Below are 19,373 nucleotides of genomic sequence, written 5' to 3' on the forward strand. Positions count from 1 at the left end.
TTCACGTTATCAGGTGACCCATGACCCAAACCCATGCCCCGGAAAACCGGGCACCCTCTGACGGCCGCAAGACCGCCAGCTGGTTCTATCCCTTCCTGCGACGGCTGCATTTCTACATCGGCCTGCTGGTCGGACCGTTTATCTTTATCGCCGCCTTTTCCGGCGGGCTTTACGTGATTTCGCCGCAGATCGAGAAACTGATCTACGCCGACGCGCTCACCGGAGACGCACGCGGAACGCCCCATCCTCTTGCCGAGCAGATCAAAGCCGCCCGGAAGGCCGTCCCTGACCTCCATCTGACAGCGGTGCGTCCGGCGCCGGCGCCCGGTCAGACCACGCGGGTGATGTTCGATGATCCCAGCCTCCATCGGTATGAAAACCGCGCGATCTTCGTCGATCCGGTTTCGCTGGCCGTCAAAGGCGATCTCACGGTCTACGGCACCAGCGGCGCGCTGCCGTTCCGGATCCAGCTCGACTACCTGCACCGCAACCTGTTGCTGGGCGAGCCGGGACGGATCTACAGCGAGCTGGCCGCCTCCTGGCTGTGGATCGCCGGGCTCGGCGGGCTGACGCTATGGTTTATCGGACGACGCAAACGTCGGCCGTCCGCGGCCCTGCGCGCCACCGACCAGACCGAAAGCGGCCGACGCCGCCATCGCCACGCCACTTTGGGCCTGATCCTTTTGATCGGCTTTCTGTTCCTGTCGGTGACCGGGCTGACCTGGTCGAAATGGGCTGGTGGCCGTATCGCCGAATTGCGGACCGCATTGGATTGGGGCACGCCGAGCGTGAATACCCAGCTGTCCGAGAGAAGCCAGGCCCTACCTTCGGTGCCCGATGCCCTGTTTGATCCGGTCCTGGAGGCCGCCCGGGAAGCCGGCATCGACGCCGGAAAGCTGGAAATTCGTCCGGGAAGCGGTCCCGATCGTGCCTGGAAAGTTCAGGAAATCGACCGAAGCTGGCCCACCCAGGTGGATTCCGTTGCAGTAGACCCGCACACCTTCCGGGTGACCGACCAGGCGAACTTCGCGGACTTCCCCCTCGCGGCCAAACTGACCCGCTGGGGCATCGACGCCCATATGGGCACGCTGTTCGGTCTCGCCAACCAACTGGTTATGCTGGCCCTGGCGCTGGGCCTGTGTACGCTGATCGTCTGGGGCTATCGGATGTGGTGGGTACGCCGGCCACTGCCAAGAGCCGCGTCGGCCGCCGGCGCCACCCGGCTCACCACCCACTGGCTGCGGGCGCCCGTTCCGGCCCGGCTGGCCATCGTGGCCATTGCGGCCGCTCTCGGTTGGGCCCTGCCGGTGATGGGCGTGAGCCTGGCCGCCTTCCTCATCCTGGATGTCATCGTAATGAGCCGCGCCAATCAAGCGGCTTCAGTAGCTGTCTAGCTCCTCTCACGGCATCGGCGTTCCTATCGCCGATGCCCTCACTCACGCTGCTACTCCCAATTAAACTGAAATACTGGAACCTAATAGAACACACCAACATTTATCCCGACGGCATTGACTCGCACGTCGTGCGAGCCGAAATACTGTTCCCAATAGAGATCCGCCACAGCACTGTGAAATGTTCCGAGTTCAATTCCGGCCTGATAGCTCCCACCGGCAGACCAGACCGCGCGGTTTTCGCATCGGGTATAACCGTACAGGCCTCCACCGGCTTCCCGGACATGGAAACCACAATGTCGTTTCTCAGCGGCAACCCCGGAGACACCAGCAGCCAGATAGGGCGTGAGAAAAGATCGCTCGAAAAGGCGGTATTTGAGATAACCATCAATTTTTAAATCAACACTCGGAGTAAAGTCATTCGTATTGTCATTAGCCGCTGCCGACACTCCGAAAGACCACGCTTTACGAAGCTGGATTTCAAGCCCGGTATAATAGAGAGCATCTGAAACGCCAGTTTGCCCGGAAGCAACCTGACTCTCCGTGAACAATGCACCGATAAAGGGATGAACGCCCCCTTGCGCCTGCACCTGAAATGACAACATCAGTGCCGAGAGGCACAACAGCAGTTGTCTCAACATCCTATGAATTCCCTTTTCCAATCGAACCCAGCCCCTAAGGGACCTATCTATCGATGCGCATTATGCGTGCGCTGTCATGACGACTCAAACGACACGTAATTTTCCGGGAATCAACCCAGATCATTTTTCGTAACCCGATGCCTCTTGCCAGCACAAAATTCATGCAATAGACTTCGCAAATGTTACCGGTAACATTTACCGACAAAACAAGAAGCCCAGGAGTAAAACACTATGTCCCCGCTCAAGCTCGTGGCCGGTGTCTTCGCCGCCACTTTCGCCCTGAACACCTTTGCCGCTGACTTCAACTTCAAGTTCCAGTCGTCCGACCCCACCGGCGTCAAGAACTACAAGATCCAGCAGGAATGGGCTGACCGTGTCGAGACCATGACCGATGGCCGCGTCCACATCGAGCTGCTGCCCGTCGGCAGCGTCGTCAGCCACTCGGAAACCCTGAGCGCCATGAAGATGGGCGTGCTCGACGGGCATATTTCCGTTACCGGTTACTTCTCCGGCCAGGACCCCGCGTTCGGCTTGATCGGCAACACGGTCGGCGCCTGGTCCAGTCCGGATCAGCTGATCGACTACATCTACTACGGCGGCGGCTATGAGCTGATGAACGAGCTCTACAAGCCCTACGGCGTGAAGTTCGTCGGCGGTGCCGCGACCGGTCTGGAATCGTTCGTTTCCAAGAAGCCGCTCGATGGCGTGGATGACCTGAAAGGCCTGAAGATGCGCGCGCCGGAAGGCCTGGTGCAGTCCGTGTTCGCTGCTGCGGGTGCCGCGCCGGTGAACCTGCCAGGCTCGGAGGTCTACACCGCGCTGAGTAAGGGCGTGATCGACGCCGCCGACTACACGGTGTTCTCCACCAACCAGGAAGCGGGCCTGAACGACATCGCCCCGAACCCGGTCTACCCCGGCTTTCACTCCCTGCCGCTGCTGGAAATCGCCATGAACCTGAAGGAGTGGAACGAACTGCCGAAGGACATCCAGGCGATCATGACCGTGTCCGCCCGCGACTTCGCGCATGACATTAGCACCCAGCTGGCGATGGCCGACAAGAAGGCCGTCCAGAAGGCCCGCAAGGATCCGAACATCACGATCCACGACTGGTCGGCCGAAGAGCGTCGCAAGTTCCGTAACATTGCCCGCGACCAGTGGAAGAAGTACGCGGAGCAGTCTCCCAATGCGGAGAAAGTCTACAAGTCGGTGACGAGCTACCTGGAATCCCAGGGCCTGCTCTAAGCCCGCTCCGAAACCCTTTCCACCTTCCCGAAATCTGACATCAACCGGCGCATCGGGCCCAAACCCATGCGCCGGTCAGGAGTCTCCCTATGTCTGATCACGCGCCCCAAGACGGCCAGACGGACCTGCTGCCGGATACCAATGACGAGGACGTCGGTGCCACCCGGCTCGACCGGGGCATCGTCTGGCTGGGCAAGAAGCTGAGCCTGGTCTTCGCCCTGATTGTGATTGTCTCCGCCTACGAGATCGCCCGTCGCTACATCTTCGACTCCCCCACCCTGTGGGTACACGAAACGGTGACCTTTGCCGGTGCGACGCTGTTTGTCCTCGGCGGTCTCTACGCCTTCGCCACCAACCGTCACGTGCGTGTGGTGCTGATCTACGATGCGGTTTCGCCGCGCGTGCGCCGCTGGCTGGATGTCCTCCACCAGCTGTTCGGTCTCGCCTTCTGCAGCATGATGGTTTACGGCAGCTGGTTCATGGCCAAGGACGCCGTCCGCGCGCCCTGGGGCGCCTGGCGTCTGGAAACCTCCGGCTCCGCCTGGAACCCGCCGTTCCCGGCCTTCCTGAAAGTCATCATCCTGATCGCGATGTCGGTGCTGATGCTCCAGTTCATCCTGCACCTGATTCGCGACCTGCGCCGTGCCCTCAAAGGAGGTGATGCCTGATGTTTGAACTCGCTTCCCTCGGGATCGGCTACGGCAGCCTGCTGATGCTGGTGCTGCTGGTCCTGCTCCTGCTGACCGGCATGCAGCTGGCCTTTGCGACCGGTCTGGTCGCCCTGCTCTTCGCGCTCGGCTGGTTCGGCGTGGATGCGCTGCCCATCGTGAGCAGCCGGCTCTACAGCTTTATCGGCAGTTACGTCTTCCTGGCCGTGCCCATGTTCGTGTTGATGGCCTCGTTACTGGACCATTCGGGAATCGCCAAGGACCTGTTCGACGCCATGGCCCGCATCGGCCGCAAGCTGCGCGGCGGCGTCGCTATCCAGACCCTGATCGTGGCCATCATCCTGGCGTCCATGTCCGGCGTCATCGGCGGTGAAACCGTGCTGCTGGGCATCCTGGCCCTGCCGCAGATGCTGCGCCTGGGTTACGACCGGCGCCTGGCCATCGGCACCACCTGTGCCGGCGGCGCCCTGGGCACCATGCTGCCGCCGAGCATCGTGCTGATCATCTATGGACTGACCGCCAACGTCTCCATCGGCGAGTTGTTCAAGGGCGCCTTCCTGCCGGCCCTGATCCTGGCGCTGTTCTATGTGGCTTATGTCCTGGTCCGCGTCTGGCTGAAGCCGGAAATCGCGCCCCTGCCTTCCGATACGGATGAGCCGGAAACCCCGGCGCCGAACTTCTTCAAGGCGCTGTTCTTCCCGATCCTGTCCGTGGTCGTGGTGCTGGGCAGCATCTACGGCGGCGTGGCGTCGGTGACCGAAGCGTCGGCCCTGGGTGTGCTGGGCATCGCCATCTCCACCGCCATCCGTGGCGAGCTGAACCTGGCCATGATCCGCAAGTCCACCATCAGCACCCTGCGGGTGTGCGGCATGATCATCTGGATCGGCATTGGCGCCACCGCTCTGGTGGGTGTCTACAACCTGATGGGCGGCATCGATTTCGTCCGCGACATGGTCTTCACCGTCAGCGGCGGCAACGGCCTGCTGACCATCCTGTTCATGATGCTGATCCTGCTGGTGCTGGGCATGTTCCTGGACTGGGTGGGTGTGGCCCTGCTGACGATGCCGATCTTCGTGCCGATCGTGAACGAGTTGGGCTACAGCCCGATCTGGTTCGGCGTGGTGTTCTGCATGAACATGCAGGTGTCGTTCCTGTCACCACCGTTCGGCCCGGCCGCCTTCTACCTGAAGACCGTGACTCCGCCGGACATTTCCCTGGGCGAGATCTTCCGCTCCCTGGTGCCCTTCATCGTGCTGCAGATCCTGGCACTGGGCCTGGTGATCGCATTCCCGCAACTGGCGTTATGGTGGCAGTGATATGAAACATCCCAAGATCGTCGTCATGGGCGTCTCGGGCAGTGGCAAGAGCCTGGTCGGTCAGCGGCTGGGCGAGCAACTGGGTGTCCCGTTCTTCGATGCGGACGATTACCACAGTCGCGCCAACGTGGAGAAAATGGCCAACGGCATCCCGCTGACGGATGCCGACCGGGAGGGCTGGCTGGCCGACCTGGCGGACCTGATCCGCCAGCAGGACGGCCTGGTGCTGGCCTGCTCCGCGCTGAAGCAGGTCTACCGGGACCAGCTGCGCACCGGCGATCCAGAGCTGCAGTTCGTCTACCTGAAAGGCTCATTCGACACCATCTGGTCGCGCCACGCCCAGCGCAGGGACCACTACTTCAATGGGCAGTCGATGCTGGAGAGCCAGTTCCAGTCCCTGGAAGAACCAGGGCCGGAGGAGGCGATCATCGTCGATATTGCACAGACACCGGAGCAGGTCCTGCAACAGTGTCTGACACGCCTGGAAGCCAGCACCTGAGGGATTCGAAAGCGGGCGGTTGATCCCGCCCGGGGACTCCGGCAGCAGGGATGCTGCCGGTGAGCGTACAGGGATGTATTTACAGCGCGCCCCGGGCGGGATCAACCGACCGCTTTCAGCCCCCGAGTCATGACGTATCATAGGCGCCGCTTTAGAGAGGACCGAACAACAACCATGGCCAAGAAACGACGCCCCACATTGCAGGACATCGCCGACCGGGTCGGTGCCACGAAGATGACCGTCAGCCGCTGTCTGCGCGGTGCCGACAACGTGTCGGAGAAAATGCGCGAGCGGATCTTCGCCGTGGCGGAGGAGATCGGCTATATCCCCAACCGGGCGCCGGACATCCTGTCCAAGGCCACCAGCCGCGCCATCGGCGTGCTGCTGCCATCGTTGACCAACCAGGTTTTTGCCGACGTGGTGAAGGGCATCGAAAGCGTCACCGAACCCGCCGGCTACCACCTGATGATGGCCCACTACGGCTACAGCCCCGAGGTTGAGGAACGCAGCCTGTCCGCCCTGCTGTCCTACAACGTCGACGCCCTGATCCTGTCGGAAAGCCAGCACACCCAGCGCAGCCGGCGCATGCTGGAAACCGCCGGCGTGCCCACCATCGAACTGATGGACACGCACCTGCCGCCGTTCGAGCAGGCCGTCGGGTTCGACAACGTGCAGGCCTCCTACGACATGGTCAGCGAGATGATTCGCCGTGGCCGCAAGCACGTGGTCTATCTCGGCGTGCGACTGGATACGCGGACCATCCAGCGTCAGGACGGCTACGTACGCGCCATGGAAGAACACGGTCTGGAGCCGATCATCCTGCGCTTCGAACAGCGGTCGTCCTATTCCGTCGGCGCCACGCTGATGGCCCGCATCCTGGAGGAGCACCCGGAAGCCGACGGCATCTTCTGCACCAACGACGACGTGGCCATCGGGGCCTTCTTCGAGTGCCAGCGCCGCGGCATTCCCGTGCCGGAGAAAATGGCCATTGTCGGTTTCCACGGCCATGACGTGGGTCAGGTGATGACGCCCCGGCTGGCCAGTGTCGTCACGCCCCGGGAAGCCATTGGTCGCCGGGCGGCGGACGTGTTGCTGGAACGACTCCAGGGCGCCGACGTCAGCCAGCGCGTGATCGACCTGGGTTACCGGATCGAGACCGGCGGCACGCTCTGACACGGCCCTCCAGAACACCGCACAACCACAACAATTGTTGTGAATTGCCGGCCTGCTTGCGATGATCAGGGCACTTTGCCGCCGAGGATGTCCGCAGCACCATGGATAAATTTGAAGTCAAACTCGACCAGGCCGCCCGGGCCGCCTGGCTCTCCTATGTGGGTGGACGCACCCAGGACGAAATCGCTGCGCAGCTGGGCGTCTCCCGCCCCGGCGTCCAGCGCCTGCTGGCCCTGGCCCGTCAGGAAGGGCTGATCAAGGTTCACATCGATCACCCCATTTCCAACTGCATGACGCTGGGTCAGGCGCTGCGCGACCAGTTCGACCTGGAGTTCTGCGACGTGGTGCCGGTCGACCCGGACGCCGAACACAACAGCGCCCATTACGTGGCCGTGGCTGGCTGCGATCGCCTGACCCGCTATCTGGAACGCACCGATCCGCTGACCCTGTCCCTCGGCTCCGGCCGGACCGTGCGCGCCACGGTGGAAGCGGTCAGCCGCATGGACCGGCCCCAACACCGTTTCGTGTCCCTGGTGGGCAACGTCGCCCGGGACGGATCTTCCAACCGCTATGACGGCGTCACCGCCCTGGCGGACAAGACCGCCAGCGGCCGCTTCCTGCTGCCCGCCCCGGTGGTGGCCGGCTCCGTCGAGGAACGCGAGGCCCTGCTGAACCAACGCCTGTTCCGGGCCATCGCCAGCGTCGCCGCCGATGCGGAAGTCGGCTTTATCGGCGTGGGGCCAATCAATCGTCAGGCCACCCTGTTCCAGGACGACTTCATCAACGAATCGGAACTCGACGAACTGCTGAACTGCCGCGCGGTGGGTGAACTTCTCGGCTGGCCGCTGGATGCGCAGGGCCGCATCATCGACTGCTCCGTCACCCGGCGGGTCACCAGCCCGGCGTTGGAAAGTCTGGCACCCCAACGTCTGGTGGCACTGGCCGGCGGTACCGACAAGGGCCCGGCCATTCTCTCCGCCCTGCGCGGCGGCTGGCTGAAGGGGCTGATTACGGACGAGGCGGCGGCCCGCTACGTGCTCGATAACGCGGTCCGGCGCTGATCCGGACCGCCCCGACCGGAGCAAAATTTTTTGCCCTTGACTGATCAATTGTTCGGGCGTAGATTCAATTGATCAAAACAACCAAGCAGTCCGGCTTAATAAAACAACACCAAGACCTCCCACAACAGGAGCAAGCCATGAAGCTCTCTTATGCACTGCCCCTCGCGGGCATGATGGCCGTCAGCAGTTTTGCGGCCCATGCCGAAACCGTCACCGTGGCCACGGTCAACAACAACGACATGGTCATCATGCAGCGCCTCTCCGACGCCTTCGAAAAATCCCATCCGGACATCAATCTGGAATGGGTCGTCCTGGAGGAGAATGTACTGCGCCAGCGCCTCACCACCGACATTGCCACCCATGGCGGCCAGTTCGACGTCATGACCATCGGCACCTATGAAGCACCCATCTGGGCCGAGCGCGGCTGGCTGACACCGCTCACCGACCTGCCGGCGGATTACAAGCCGGACGACCTGCTCAAGCCGGTCATCGACGGCCTGAGCTACGAGGACAAGCCCTACGCGCTGCCCTTCTATGCCGAAAGCTCGATGATGTATTACCGCAAGGACCTGTTCGACAAAGCGGGCATCGAGATGACCGAGCAGCCCACCTGGGACGAGGTCCACGACTGGGCGGCCAAGCTCAACGACCCGGACCACGACGTGGCCGGTATCTGCCTGCGCGGCAAGCCGGGCTGGGGCGAGAACATGGCCTTCGTGACCACCCTGGTGAACACCTACGGCGGCCGCTGGTTCGACATGGACTGGAAGCCGGAAATCGATTCCAAGGCGTGGCATGAAGCCATCAACTTCTACGTCGACCTGCTGAAGAACTACGGCCCAGCCGGCGCCAGCTCCAACGGCTTCAACGAGAATCTGGCGCTGTTCTCTCGCGGCAACTGCGCGATGTGGGTCGACGCCACCTCCGCCGCCGGCAAGCTCTACAACCCGAAAGAGTCCAAGGTCGCTGACAAGCTGGGCTTCGCCCCCGCACCGGTCGCGGCGACGCCGAAAGGTTCCCATTGGCTGTGGTCCTGGGCCCTGGCCATTCCGTCTTCATCGGATGCCAAGGATGCGGCGCGTGAGTTCATCACCTGGGCCACCTCGCAGGACTACATCAAGATGGTCGGTGAGAAAGAAGGCTGGACCAGCGTGCCGCCGGGCACCCGCGAGTCCACCTACGCCAACGAGAAGTACCAGGAAGCCGCGCCTTTCGCCGACTTCGTGCTCGACGCGATTCGCGAGGCCGATCCCACCGATGCGACCCTCAAGCCGGTGCCTTACACCGGGGTCCAGATCGTGGGCATTCCTGAGTTCCAGGCCATCGGTACCCAGGTGGGTCAGATGATCGCCGCCGCCCTGACCGGCGAAATGTCGGTCGACCAGGCCCTGAGCAGCGCCCAGCGCGCCACCCAGCGCACCATGGAGCGCGCGGGCTACATCAAGTAATCGGGTCTTCGACGGGACGGCTGCGGCCGTCCCGGCACCCCACCCAACCCCGGATACGACCATGAACAAACCCCGAGCTGCCGGGCGCACCGTCGGCGGACTTCGTCCCCTGGCGCTGCAGGCCCCCGCTGTCACCCTGTTGTTCCTGTGGATGATCGTGCCACTGGCGATGACCGTCTGGTTCTCGCTGCAGCGCTACAATCTGCTGATGCCCACCATGACCGGGTTTGCCGGTCTGGAAAACTACGAATACCTGTTTACCGACCCGGCCCTGTGGAAATCGATGCTCAACACCCTGTTGCTGGTGGGTTGGGTGCTCGTCATCACCGTCGTCGGCGGTACCCTGCTGGCCGTGCTGTTCCAGCAGGAGTTCTTCGGTCGCGGCATCGCCCGGGTGCTGGTGATCTCCCCGTTCTTCGTCATGCCGACGGTCAGTGCGTTGGTCTGGAAGAACCTGATGATGCATCCGGCCAACGGCATCTTCGCCTGGATCGCCGAACTGTTCGGTGCCCAGCCGGTGGACTGGTTCTCATCGCTGCCGCTGACGTCTATCGTCATGATCGTCGCCTGGCAGTGGCTGCCGTTTGCGCTGCTGATCCTGCTCACCGCCATCCAGTCGCTGGATGAGGACCAGGTGGAAGCGGCCCGCATGGACGGCGCCGGCCCCATTTCGATTTTCTTTTTCATCACCCTGCCTCACCTGCGGCGGGCGATCAGCGTGGTGATCATGATCGAGATGATCTTCCTGCTGACCGTGTTCGCGGAGATCTTTGTCACCACCTCGGGCGGACCGGGCCTGGCCACCACCAACCTGGCCTACCTGATCTACATCCGCGCCCTGCTCGACTTCGATGTGGGCATGGCATCCGCTGGCGGCGTCGTCGCCATCATCCTGGCCAACATTGTCGCGATCTTCCTGGTGCGGCTCGTGGCCAAGAACCTGGAAGACTGAGGCGGAGGCTCCCATGAACCCATCAACGCTCAAGCGCTTCGCCATCGGCCTGCTGGCCTGGGTGATCGCCTTTATCATTTTCTTCCCGATCTTCTGGATGGTGCTGACCGGCTTCAAGACCGAGGTCGAGGCCGTGTCCGACCCCAGCCTGATCTTCACGCCGACCCTGGACAGCTACGCCGAAGTCCAGCAGCGGGCGGACTACTTCAAGTTTGCCTGGAACAGCGTGATCGTCTCGTTCGGTTCCACCCTCCTGGCGCTGATCATCGCCATTCCGTCGGCCTATTCCATGGCGTTCCTGCCCACCAAGCGCACCAAGGGCACACTGCTGTGGATGCTCTCCACCAAGATGCTGCCGCCGGTGGGCGTGCTGGTGCCGATCTACTTGCTGTTTAGGGACACCGGGCTGCTGGACACCTGCACCGGGCTGGTCATCGTCTACACCCTGATGAACCTGCCGATCGTGGTGTGGATGCTCTACACCTTCTTCAAGGACCTGCCCAAGGACATTCTCGAAGCCGGCCGTATGGACGGCGCCAGCACCCTGCAGGAGGTGCTCTACCTGCTGATGCCGCTGACCCTGCCGGGGATCGCCTCCACCGGTCTGTTGTCGGTCATCCTGAGCTGGAACGAGGCCTTCTGGAGCCTCAACCTGACCACCTCGCAGGCCGCGCCGCTGACGGCGTACATCGCCTCTTTCTCCAGTCCCGAGGGACTGTTCTGGGCGAAACTGTCCGCCGCCTCCACGATGGCCATCGCGCCCATCCTGGTCTTTGGCTGGCTCACCCAGAAACAGATGGTCCGGGGCCTGACCTTCGGCGCCGTCAAGTAGCCGTCTTCACATAGAAAGGTTTCAACATGGCAACGCTTCAACTGAAAAACGTCATCAAGGAATTCGGCGACACCCACGTGATCAAGGGCGTGGACCTGGAAGTGAAGGACCGGGAGTTCGTCGTCTTCGTTGGCCCATCGGGCTGCGGTAAATCCACGCTCCTGCGCATGATCGCCGGCCTGGAAAGCGCGACCGACGGCGATATTGTCATTGATGGCAAACGCATGAACGACATCGGCCCGGCCGAACGGGGTCTGGCGATGGTGTTCCAGAGCTACGCGCTCTACCCCCACATGACGGTCGAGGACAACATGGGCTTCAGCCTGCGCCTGGCGGGTGTATCCAAGTCCGAGCGCAAGGACAAGGTGCTCGATGCCGCCCGCATCCTGCAGTTGGAAAACCTGCTGGACCGCAAGCCCAAGGCCCTGTCCGGCGGGCAGCGCCAGCGGGTGGCCATCGGCCGCGCCATCGTGCGCAACCCCAGCATCTTCCTGTTCGACGAGCCTCTGTCGAACCTCGACGCCGCGCTGCGGGTGCAGATGCGGGTGGAACTGGCCCGACTGCACGAAGAACTCGACGCCACCATGATCTACGTGACCCACGACCAGATCGAAGCCATGACCATGGCCGACAAGATCGTGGTGCTGCAGGGCGGCGAGGTGGAACAGGTGGGCTCACCCATGGAGCTCTACCACCATCCGCGCAACCGGTTCGTGGCCGGGTTCATCGGTTCCCCCACGATGAACTTCCTGCCGGTGGACTTCCAGGACGCCAACGCCGACGGCGTGCAGGTCACCCTGCCCGGCGGCCAGGGTTGCCGGGTCCCGGTCAACGGCGAAGAGCTGGCCGCGGGTGCCTCGCTGGAACTGGGCATCCGCCCGGAGCACCTGAACCTGGACGACAACGGTCCGATGAGCGGCAAGATCCAGGTGATCGAACGCCTGGGCGGCGCGACCTCCCTCTACGTGCAAATGGACCACGGCATGATCACCGTGGTCGCCGACGGCGACATCGAGCATAAGGTGGGCGACACCATCCGCTTCGGCTTCGAGCCCTTCCGCGGCCACCTGTTCCGCGAGGACGGCCTGGCCCTGGAGAGCCTGCAACGCCACCCGCTCACCGCCATCAACCGCCAGGCCAACCGGGCCCCGGCGGATTCCGGCGACGATCAGTGAGGGCACCCATGGAGACGCTGATTTTCGATTGCGACGGCGTGCTGGTGGACAGCGAAGTCATCGCCGAAGCCACGCTGGTGGAACAGTTGCGCGATTGGCTGCCGGACCTGCAGACAGACACGGTACTGCACCATGCCCTGGGCATGACCACCGAGAACATCCTGCTGCACCTGGAGGCCCTCAGCAGCCACACGCTGCCGGCGGACGCCCTGCCGCGCATCGACGAGGCCATCGAGGCCCGACTGGCGAAAGCACTGCAGCCTATCGACGGCGTCGCCGAAACACTGGACCGGCTTGAGCTGCCCCTGGCGATCGTCTCCAACTCCAGCCGTTTCCGGGTGTGCAACTCCCTGGCCACGACCGGCCTCGATGCCCGGCTGGGCACGGTTCCGCTGTTCACCGCCGAACAGGTCGCCCTGCCCAAACCGGATCCCGGCGTTTACCTGCTGGCCACCCGGGAGCTGGGCTGCTCCCCGCAGGACTGTCTGGTGGTGGAAGACAGCGTCTCAGGCGTGACTGCGGCCAAAGCCGCGGGCATGACCGTCATCGGCTTTACCGGCGCCAGTCACATCCCGCCGGACCACGCCGAACACCTGAAAGACGCCGGCGCCTGGCGCATCCTGCGCCACATGACCGGACTGGAGACCCTGATCGATGAATGGCGCCAACACCGCAGCGCAGGCTGACGCAAAGGAGATCCACTGTGAAATTACAGGATAAAGTAGCCGTGATCACCGGTGGCGCCCGCGGCATTGGCCGGGCCATTGCCGAACGCTACCTGGCCGAAGGCGCCCGGGTGGTCGTGGCCGACATCGACCGGGCCGCCATTCGTACCGCCGTGGATGAGATCCGCAGCACGCTGACCGACCCGGACCGGGTCATCGGCGAGCCGCTGAACGTGTGCGACCGCGCCTCCATCAACGCCCTGATCCGAACGGTCACCGACCGCTGGGGCGGCATCGACATCCTGGTCAACAACGCCGCGGTCTTTGATATGGCACCGGTCCTGGACGTCACCGAAGAGAGCTACGACCGCCAGTTCAACGTCAATGTGAAGGGGATGTTCTTCACCCTGCAGGCGGTGGCCCAATCGATGGTGGATCGCGGGCGCGGTGGCAAGATCATCAACATGTCGAGTCAGGCCGGCCGGCGCGGTGAAGCGCTGGTCAGCACCTACTGCGCGTCCAAGGCCGCCGTTATCAGCCTCACACAATCCTGTGGCCTGGACCTGATCAAATACGGTATTAACGTGAATGGTATCGCGCCCGGTGTGGTCGACACCCCCATGTGGGAGGAGGTCGACGCCCTGTTCGCGCGGTACGAGAACCGCCCGCTCGGCGAGAAGAAGCGCCTGGTGGGCGAAGCGGTGCCTTATGGCCGGATGGGCCGCCCGGAGGATCATGCCGGGGCGGCGGTGTTCCTGGCCAGCGAGGACGCCGACTATGTGGTTGCACAAACATTGAATGTGGATGGTGGCAACTGGATGAGCTGACGGCGGCGGGCGGTCGGCCATCGAGTGGCTGCCGCCATCAAGCTGTCGGAGAAGGAACCATGACACCCAGTATTCAAGACGTCACCGATCACATCCTGGCCGCGGCCGGGCAGCGCCAGCGGCTGATCGTTGCCCTCGCCGGGCCGCCGGCCGCCGGCAAGTCGACCCTGTCGGAACGCCTGGCCGAGCTGCTGAACCGCGAGGTGCCCGGCAGCACCGTGGTGGTCCCGATGGACGGTTACCACTACGACAACGCCGTGCTGGAACCGCGCGGACAGGTACCGATCAAGGGCGCACCGGAGACGTTCAATCCCGAGGGCCTGCTGTGGGATCTGCAGCGAATTCGCAACAACTCGGGCAACGTCGCGGTGCCGGTGTTCGACCGGCCGCTCGACCTGGCCCGCGCCGGAGGGCGGATCGTTACGCCGGCGCATCGCATCGTCATCGTCGAGGGCAACTACCTGCTGCTCGACCGGGATCCCTGGCGGGCGCTGCACGACCTGTTCGATCTCAAGCTGTTCCTGGAGGTGCCGGACGACTTGCTGGCCGCGCGTCTGCTCCGCCGCTGGCAGGACATGGGCCAGGACGCAGCCGGCGCCCGGGCCAAGACCTACGACAAAGACATGCTGAACAGTCGCCTGGTGAAACAGGCGTCCATTGAACCCGACATCCGCTGGGCCGCCGATCACGAGCGAATACCCACGTAACGGAAAACCAACCCTTGCTCCGACAGGAGGTAACGATGACCCGTCTCTCCCGCAAACAGCTCAGCCGTCTCGATACCCAGGTCGCCGTACCCGGGTATGACCGACAATCCGTTACGGCGGGCATCGTGCATTTCGGCGTGGGTGGCTTTCACCGCGCCCACCAGGCCATGTACCTGGACCAGCTCATGAATGACGGCAAGGCGCTGGACTGGGGCATCGTCGGTGTCGGCGTTATGCCCGGCGACCGGCGCATGCAGGAGGCCCTTGCCAGCCAGGACTATCTGTACACCCTGGTGGTCAAGCATGCGGACGGCCACTACGACGCGCGGGTCATCGGCAGCCTGGTGGATTACCTGTTCGCCCCGGACGACCCGGATGCGGTGATCGAGCGCATGGCCGATCCCGCCATCCGCATCGTGTCGCTGACGGTGACCGAAGGCGGCTACAACTTCCATCCGGTGACCGGCGAGTTCAACTTCTCCAACCTGGACGTGCAACAGGACCTGAGCAACCCCGAGCAGCCGCGCACCACCTTCGGCCTGGTCACCGAAGCCCTGCGCCGGCGCCGCGAGCGGGGCATCACGCCCTTCACGGTGATGTCCTGCGACAACATCCAGGGCAACGGCGACGTGGCCCACCGCATGTTTACCGCCTATGCCCGGCGCCGGGATGCGGAACTGGCGGCGTGGATCGAGGCCAACGTGACCTTCCCCAACTCCATGGTGGACCGGATCACCCCCGTCACGACGGACGCGGACACCGCCGAACTGCAGTCCCGCTTTGACGTCGAGGACCGCTGGCCGGTGGTCTGCGAGCCGTTTACCCAGTGGGTGCTGGAGGATCGTTTCGTCGATGGACGCCCGCCAGTGGAGGACGCCGGCGTGCAGGTGGTCGAGGATGTGGAGCCCTACGAACTGATGAAGCTGCGCCTGCTCAATGCCAGCCACCAGGCGCTGTGTTATTTCGGTTACCTGAGCGGCTATCGCTACGCCCACGAGGTCTGCCAGGATCCGCTGTTTGTTGAATTTTTGCTGGCCTATATGGAAAACGAAGGCACGCCCACCCTGGCGCCGGTTCCCGGTGTCGATCTGGCCGACTACCGGCACACGCTGATCGAGCGCTTTGCCAATCCGGAAATCAAAGACACCCTGGCGCGGCTGTGTGCCGAGAGCTCGGACCGGATTCCCAAGTGGCTGTTGCCCGTCGTCCGCGAGCAGTTGGAGCGAGGTGGCGAGATCCACCGGGCCGCCGCCGTGGTGGCCAGCTGGGCACGCTATACCGAAGGCACCGACGAGGACGGCCAGCCCATCGACGTGGTCGATCCGCTCAAGGACCAACTGATGGCCATCGCCGCTGAAAGCCGCGCCCACCCGACGGCGTTCATCGAGAACCGGGAACTGTTCGGCGACCTGAGCGACCAGCCCCGTTTCCGGGACGCCTTCCTGGCAGCACTCTACAGCCTGCGGTCATCCGGGGCTCGGGCCACGGTGGACGCGCTGGTGAAGGGGGTTTTGTGAAACACCGTCTATGCTTGAGGGTCTCACACCGTATCGACACAAGGAGAGTCTCATGTACGTAGGCGCAGACTGTGGCACCCAGAGCACCAAAGTGGTGGTGGTCGATCCGGAATACGGCCGCATTCTCGGCGAAGGCAGCCGCCCGCATGAGTTGATCGAGGGCGCCAACGGCCGTCGCGAGCAGGACCCGGAGGCCTGGATGACCGCCTTTGTCGAGGCCCTGGGTGACGCGATCGCGCAGGCCGGCATCGACCCCAGGGCGATCCGCGCCATTGGCATTTCCGGCCAGCAGCACGGGCTGGTGGCCCTGGATCGGGACGGCCAGCCGGTGCACCCGGCCAAGCTCTGGTGCGATACCGAAACCGCCCGCCACAACAGCCAACTGGTGGAACAACTGGGTGGCGAGGACGGCTGCATCGAACGACTCGGGCTGGTACTGCAGACCGGCTACACCGCCTCCAAGCTCGCCTGGCTGCGGGAAATCCATCCGGAGGCCTACCAGCGGATCGACAGCATCCTGCTGCCCCACGACTACCTCAACTTCCGCCTGACCGGCGATAAGGTGGCGGAAGCCGGCGACGCGTCCGGCACCGGCTACTTCGATACCCGGACCCGGCAATGGCGCGAGGACGTGTTCAATCTCATCGCACCGGAACTGGACCCCGCCCGTGTGCTGCCGCGGTTGATCGACTCCCGGGAACCGGCGGGTACCGTCACCCCCAAGATGGCGCAACGGTTGGGTCTGGCTGAAAACGTTCTCGTCGCCAGCGGCGGTGGCGACAATATGATGGGCGCCATCGGCACCGGCAATATCCAGCCCGGCCTGGTGACCGTCAGCCTGGGCACGTCCGGGACCGTCTACGCCTATTCGTCCGATCCGGTGGTCAGCGACAGCGCCATGGTAGCCAACTTCTGCGCCAGCAGCGACGGCTGGCTGCCACTGGCCTGCACCATGAACGTCACGTCCGCCACCACCCTGGTCCGCCAGCTGTTCGGGCTGGACCTGACGGCGTTCGGCGATCGCATGGCGCAGGCGCCCATCGGCGCCGAGGGTGTGACGGTACTGCCCTTCTTCAACGGCGAACGCGTCCCCATGCTGCCTCACGCCACCGCCAGCTTTATCGGCCTGGACAACCTGAACACCACCCGGGCCAACCTGTGCCGGGCGGTGGTGGAAGGCGCCACGTTCGGCCTGCGCTACGGCCTGGAGCATCTGGGCGATCTGGCCCAGGGCGCCAGCCAGATCCGCCTGATCGGCGGCGGTGCCCGTTCACCGGTGTGGCGCCAGATCGTCGCCGATGTCCTGGGCGCCGAGGTCATCTGCCCACGCATCAACGAGGCAGCGGCACTGGGCGCGGCCATCCAGGCGGCCTGGTGCCATGGCCAGGCCGAAGGCAACGGTCCCACCCTGGCACAACTGTGCGACCAACTGGTCAGCCTGGACGACAGCACGCTGACCCGGCCCGAAACACAGAGCCGGACCGCCTACGAGACGGTCTACCGCCGCTATCGTAAGGCCCTGGAAGAACGTTACGGCGTGACGGCCTGAGGCTTTCCGCCGCGGGTCGCGCGCCTCACTCATCATTCACAGGAGGAGGACCATGACTCAACTCGATGCCCTGAAACGCCATTCCCTGATCGTGGCCGATACCGGCGACCTGGAAGCGATTCGCCGCTACCAGCCCCACGACGCCACCACCAATCCGTCGCTGATTCTCAAGGCCTTCGGGCTGGACAGCCAACAACATCTGATCGACGCCACGCTGGCAAAGCTGAAGGCCGAGATCAGCGACCCGCAAGCGCGGGTCGAAAAAGCCGTGGATCGGCTGTCAGTCACCATCGGCACGGAAATCGCCGGCATGATTCCGGGACGGGTCTCCACCGAAGTGCCGGCGCGACTGTCGTTCGATACCGAGGCCAGCATCCGCAAGGCCCACGACCTGATTGCCGACTACGACCGGCACGGGATCGGCCCGGAGCGGGTGTTGATCAAGCTGGCGTCCACCTGGGAAGGGATCCGCGCCGCCGAACGCCTGGAGCGGGACGGCATCCAGTGCAACCTCACGCTGCTGTTTTCCGACGCCCAGGCCCAGGCCTGCTTCGACGCCGGCGTGTTCCTGGTGTCGCCATTCGTGGGCCGCGTCACCGACTGGTACAAGCAGCAGACCGGCCGCGACTACACGCCGGACATCGATCCCGGTGTGCGCTTTGTGCGTGGCGTATGCGAGCGAGTGGAAAAAGGCGGCTTCGAAACCGTGGTGATGGGCGCCAGCTTCCGTAATACCGGGCAGGTGCTGGCACTGGCCGGCTGCAACCGACTGACCATCTCCCCGGCGCTGCTGGAGGAGCTGGCCGCCGGTGACGGCGAGGTGTCCCGGCAGATTCACGATGGCAAAAGCAGTGGCCAGCGCCCGGCTCTGATGACCGAGTCCGACTTCCGCTGGGGCCACAACGAAGACCCCATGGCAACGGACAAGCTGGCCGAAGGTATCCGGCGGTTTGCGGCGGATCAGGACGAGCTGGAACGGCAGATCGCCGAACGTCTGGCGGGCTGATCAACCCGCCAGGGCGCGTTCAACCGCCTGTTCGGCGTGGATGCGGGTGGTGTCATAGAGCGGCACACCGGTGTCCTCCGGCCCCACCAGCAGCGCGATTTCGGTGCAGCCGAGGATCACGGCCTCGGCGCCGGCCTCGTAGAGTCGCTGGATAATCTTCAGGAAGGCGTCCCGGGAGTCGTCCCGGATGATGCCCTGGCACAGTTCCTCGAAGATCACCCGATGGATGACCGCCTGCTCGTCCGCGTTCGGCACCCGCACGTCGAGGCCGAACCGCTCGGCCATGCGGCCTTTGTAGAAATCCTGCTCCATAGTGTATCGGGTACCGATCAGGCCGACCCGGGCAATGCCGTCGTCCTGCAGGCGCTCGGCGGTGGCATCGGCGATGTGCAACAGCGGAATGGAGATCGCCGCTTCGATCTGCGGCGCCACCTTGTGCATGGTGTTGGTGCCGATCAGCAGGAAGTCGGCGCCCGCGGCTTCCACAGAACGAGCCGCCGCGGAAAGCAGGCGTGCGGTTTCGTCCCAATCGCCACTACGCTGGAGCGGCTCGATCTCGGCGAAATCAACACTGTGTAGGCAGATCTTCGCGGAATGCAGTCCGCCCAGCCGGGCCTTTATTCCTTCATTGAGCGCCCGGTAATAGCTGACCGTGGATTCCCAGCTCATACCGCCCAACAAACCTATGGTTTTCATACCACCTC

The 19,373-nt window shown here is 63.8% G+C and carries 19 protein-coding genes; 17 read left to right on the forward strand and 2 right to left on the reverse strand.

Translation table 11 applies throughout. The features are described 5' to 3' along the window. The first annotated feature begins 20 nt into the window (after positions 1–20). On the forward strand, positions 21–1,394 hold the full coding sequence (locus tag JL474_RS17290; protein ID WP_203143069.1) for a PepSY-associated TM helix domain-containing protein: 1,374 nt from the start codon (positions 21–23) through the stop codon (positions 1,392–1,394). A gap of 80 nt (positions 1,395–1,474) precedes the next feature. On the opposite strand, the gene JL474_RS17295 is transcribed toward JL474_RS17290, so the two are convergent. Continuing rightward, positions 1,475–2,032: a hypothetical protein gene (locus tag JL474_RS17295; protein ID WP_203143070.1), complete on the reverse strand. Its 558-nt coding sequence runs from the start codon at positions 2,030–2,032 to the stop codon at positions 1,475–1,477. A gap of 231 nt (positions 2,033–2,263) precedes the next feature. Here JL474_RS17295 and JL474_RS17300 point away from each other — a divergent pair, with 231 nt between their 5' ends. The 16 genes from JL474_RS17300 to tal all read left to right on the forward strand — a co-directional run bounded on the left by JL474_RS17300 (position 2,264) and on the right by tal (position 18,669). After that, positions 2,264–3,274 carry a TRAP transporter substrate-binding protein gene (locus JL474_RS17300; RefSeq protein WP_123635900.1) on the forward strand — a complete coding sequence of 337 codons (1,011 nt, stop codon included), beginning with the start codon at positions 2,264–2,266 and terminating at the stop codon, positions 3,272–3,274. An 89-nt stretch (positions 3,275–3,363) separates the two neighbouring features. Beyond that, positions 3,364–3,942, forward strand: a complete 579-nt coding sequence (locus tag JL474_RS17305; RefSeq protein WP_203143071.1) for a TRAP transporter small permease subunit — start codon at positions 3,364–3,366, stop codon at positions 3,940–3,942. Further along, the gene (locus JL474_RS17310; protein WP_123635902.1) at positions 3,942–5,258 is read left to right on the forward strand and encodes a TRAP transporter large permease; all 1,317 of its coding nucleotides are present in this window, start codon (positions 3,942–3,944) and stop codon (positions 5,256–5,258) included. Before JL474_RS17305 ends, JL474_RS17310 begins: the two co-directional genes overlap by 1 nt. Position 5,259: 1 nt before the next feature. Continuing rightward, a complete protein-coding gene (locus JL474_RS17315) occupies positions 5,260–5,757 on the forward strand; it encodes a gluconokinase (RefSeq protein ID WP_123635903.1) in 498 nt (165 codons plus the stop codon). Between the two features lie 174 nt (positions 5,758–5,931). Next, complete coding sequence (gene gntR / locus JL474_RS17320) at positions 5,932–6,930, forward strand: gluconate operon transcriptional repressor GntR (protein ID WP_203143072.1); 999 nt, start codon at positions 5,932–5,934, stop codon at positions 6,928–6,930. 101 nt (positions 6,931–7,031) lie between these two features. Further along, complete coding sequence (locus JL474_RS17325; RefSeq protein WP_123635905.1) at positions 7,032–7,991, forward strand: sugar-binding transcriptional regulator; 960 nt, start codon at positions 7,032–7,034, stop codon at positions 7,989–7,991. 137 nt (positions 7,992–8,128) lie between these two features. Continuing rightward, positions 8,129–9,439 carry an ABC transporter substrate-binding protein gene (locus JL474_RS17330; RefSeq protein ID WP_123635906.1) on the forward strand — a complete coding sequence of 437 codons (1,311 nt, stop codon included), beginning with the start codon at positions 8,129–8,131 and terminating at the stop codon, positions 9,437–9,439. A gap of 61 nt (positions 9,440–9,500) precedes the next feature. Continuing rightward, on the forward strand, positions 9,501–10,391 hold the full coding sequence (locus JL474_RS17335; protein ID WP_123635907.1) for a carbohydrate ABC transporter permease: 891 nt from the start codon (positions 9,501–9,503) through the stop codon (positions 10,389–10,391). 13 nt (positions 10,392–10,404) lie between these two features. Beyond that, positions 10,405–11,223, forward strand: a complete 819-nt coding sequence (locus JL474_RS17340) for a carbohydrate ABC transporter permease (protein ID WP_123635908.1) — start codon at positions 10,405–10,407, stop codon at positions 11,221–11,223. A gap of 26 nt (positions 11,224–11,249) precedes the next feature. Continuing rightward, positions 11,250–12,398 carry an ABC transporter ATP-binding protein gene (locus JL474_RS17345; protein WP_123635909.1) on the forward strand — a complete coding sequence of 383 codons (1,149 nt, stop codon included), beginning with the start codon at positions 11,250–11,252 and terminating at the stop codon, positions 12,396–12,398. Positions 12,399–12,406: 8 nt separating this feature from the next. After that, positions 12,407–13,084 carry an HAD family hydrolase gene (locus JL474_RS17350; protein ID WP_203143073.1) on the forward strand — a complete coding sequence of 226 codons (678 nt, stop codon included), beginning with the start codon at positions 12,407–12,409 and terminating at the stop codon, positions 13,082–13,084. Beyond that, positions 13,057–13,890, forward strand: a complete 834-nt coding sequence (locus JL474_RS17355) for an L-iditol 2-dehydrogenase (protein ID WP_236012342.1) — start codon at positions 13,057–13,059, stop codon at positions 13,888–13,890. The genes JL474_RS17350 and JL474_RS17355 overlap by 28 nt, the downstream gene beginning before the upstream one ends. Before the next feature lie 59 nt (positions 13,891–13,949). Beyond that, entirely contained in the window at positions 13,950–14,597 is a 648-nt protein-coding gene (locus tag JL474_RS17360) for a nucleoside triphosphate hydrolase (RefSeq protein WP_123635912.1), read from the forward strand. 35 nt (positions 14,598–14,632) lie between these two features. Beyond that, entirely contained in the window at positions 14,633–16,114 is a 1,482-nt protein-coding gene (locus tag JL474_RS17365) for a mannitol dehydrogenase family protein (protein ID WP_203143075.1), read from the forward strand. Between the two features lie 52 nt (positions 16,115–16,166). Continuing rightward, the gene (gene xylB, locus JL474_RS17370) at positions 16,167–17,663 is read left to right on the forward strand and encodes a xylulokinase (RefSeq protein WP_203143076.1); all 1,497 of its coding nucleotides are present in this window, start codon (positions 16,167–16,169) and stop codon (positions 17,661–17,663) included. Between the two features lie 52 nt (positions 17,664–17,715). Further along, positions 17,716–18,669, forward strand: a complete 954-nt coding sequence (tal, locus tag JL474_RS17375) for a transaldolase (RefSeq protein ID WP_203143077.1) — start codon at positions 17,716–17,718, stop codon at positions 18,667–18,669. On the opposite strand, the gene JL474_RS17380 is transcribed toward tal, so the two are convergent. Further along, entirely contained in the window at positions 18,670–19,365 is a 696-nt protein-coding gene (locus tag JL474_RS17380) for an aspartate/glutamate racemase family protein (protein WP_203143078.1), read from the reverse strand. It abuts the gene before it with no gap. Positions 19,366–19,373 lie beyond the last annotated feature (8 nt).

Origin of the sequence: Marinobacter mangrovi, from assembly GCF_016798325.1 — a bacterium.
GTDB classification, from domain to species: domain Bacteria; phylum Pseudomonadota; class Gammaproteobacteria; order Pseudomonadales; family Oleiphilaceae; genus Marinobacter_A; species Marinobacter_A mangrovi.

Excerpts from the sequence above, each read along its gene's own strand:
- JL474_RS17290 (WP_203143069.1), top strand. The coding sequence starts at position 21 with ATGACCCAAACCCATGCCCCGGAAAACCGGGCACCCTCTGACGGCCGC.
- JL474_RS17295 (WP_203143070.1), bottom strand. The coding sequence starts at position 2,032 with ATGTTGAGACAACTGCTGTTGTGCCTCTCGGCACTGATGTTGTCATTT.
- JL474_RS17300 (WP_123635900.1), top strand. The coding sequence starts at position 2,264 with ATGTCCCCGCTCAAGCTCGTGGCCGGTGTCTTCGCCGCCACTTTCGCC.
- JL474_RS17305 (WP_203143071.1), top strand. The coding sequence starts at position 3,364 with ATGTCTGATCACGCGCCCCAAGACGGCCAGACGGACCTGCTGCCGGAT.
- JL474_RS17310 (WP_123635902.1), top strand. The coding sequence starts at position 3,942 with ATGTTTGAACTCGCTTCCCTCGGGATCGGCTACGGCAGCCTGCTGATG.
- JL474_RS17315 (WP_123635903.1), top strand. The coding sequence starts at position 5,260 with ATGAAACATCCCAAGATCGTCGTCATGGGCGTCTCGGGCAGTGGCAAG.
- gntR (WP_203143072.1), top strand. The coding sequence starts at position 5,932 with ATGGCCAAGAAACGACGCCCCACATTGCAGGACATCGCCGACCGGGTC.
- JL474_RS17325 (WP_123635905.1), top strand. The coding sequence starts at position 7,032 with ATGGATAAATTTGAAGTCAAACTCGACCAGGCCGCCCGGGCCGCCTGG.
- JL474_RS17330 (WP_123635906.1), top strand. The coding sequence starts at position 8,129 with ATGAAGCTCTCTTATGCACTGCCCCTCGCGGGCATGATGGCCGTCAGC.
- JL474_RS17335 (WP_123635907.1), top strand. The coding sequence starts at position 9,501 with ATGAACAAACCCCGAGCTGCCGGGCGCACCGTCGGCGGACTTCGTCCC.
- JL474_RS17340 (WP_123635908.1), top strand. The coding sequence starts at position 10,405 with ATGAACCCATCAACGCTCAAGCGCTTCGCCATCGGCCTGCTGGCCTGG.
- JL474_RS17345 (WP_123635909.1), top strand. The coding sequence starts at position 11,250 with ATGGCAACGCTTCAACTGAAAAACGTCATCAAGGAATTCGGCGACACC.
- JL474_RS17350 (WP_203143073.1), top strand. The coding sequence starts at position 12,407 with ATGGAGACGCTGATTTTCGATTGCGACGGCGTGCTGGTGGACAGCGAA.
- JL474_RS17355 (WP_236012342.1), top strand. The coding sequence starts at position 13,057 with ATGGCGCCAACACCGCAGCGCAGGCTGACGCAAAGGAGATCCACTGTG.
- JL474_RS17360 (WP_123635912.1), top strand. The coding sequence starts at position 13,950 with ATGACACCCAGTATTCAAGACGTCACCGATCACATCCTGGCCGCGGCC.
- JL474_RS17365 (WP_203143075.1), top strand. The coding sequence starts at position 14,633 with ATGACCCGTCTCTCCCGCAAACAGCTCAGCCGTCTCGATACCCAGGTC.
- xylB (WP_203143076.1), top strand. The coding sequence starts at position 16,167 with ATGTACGTAGGCGCAGACTGTGGCACCCAGAGCACCAAAGTGGTGGTG.
- tal (WP_203143077.1), top strand. The coding sequence starts at position 17,716 with ATGACTCAACTCGATGCCCTGAAACGCCATTCCCTGATCGTGGCCGAT.
- JL474_RS17380 (WP_203143078.1), bottom strand. The coding sequence starts at position 19,365 with ATGAAAACCATAGGTTTGTTGGGCGGTATGAGCTGGGAATCCACGGTC.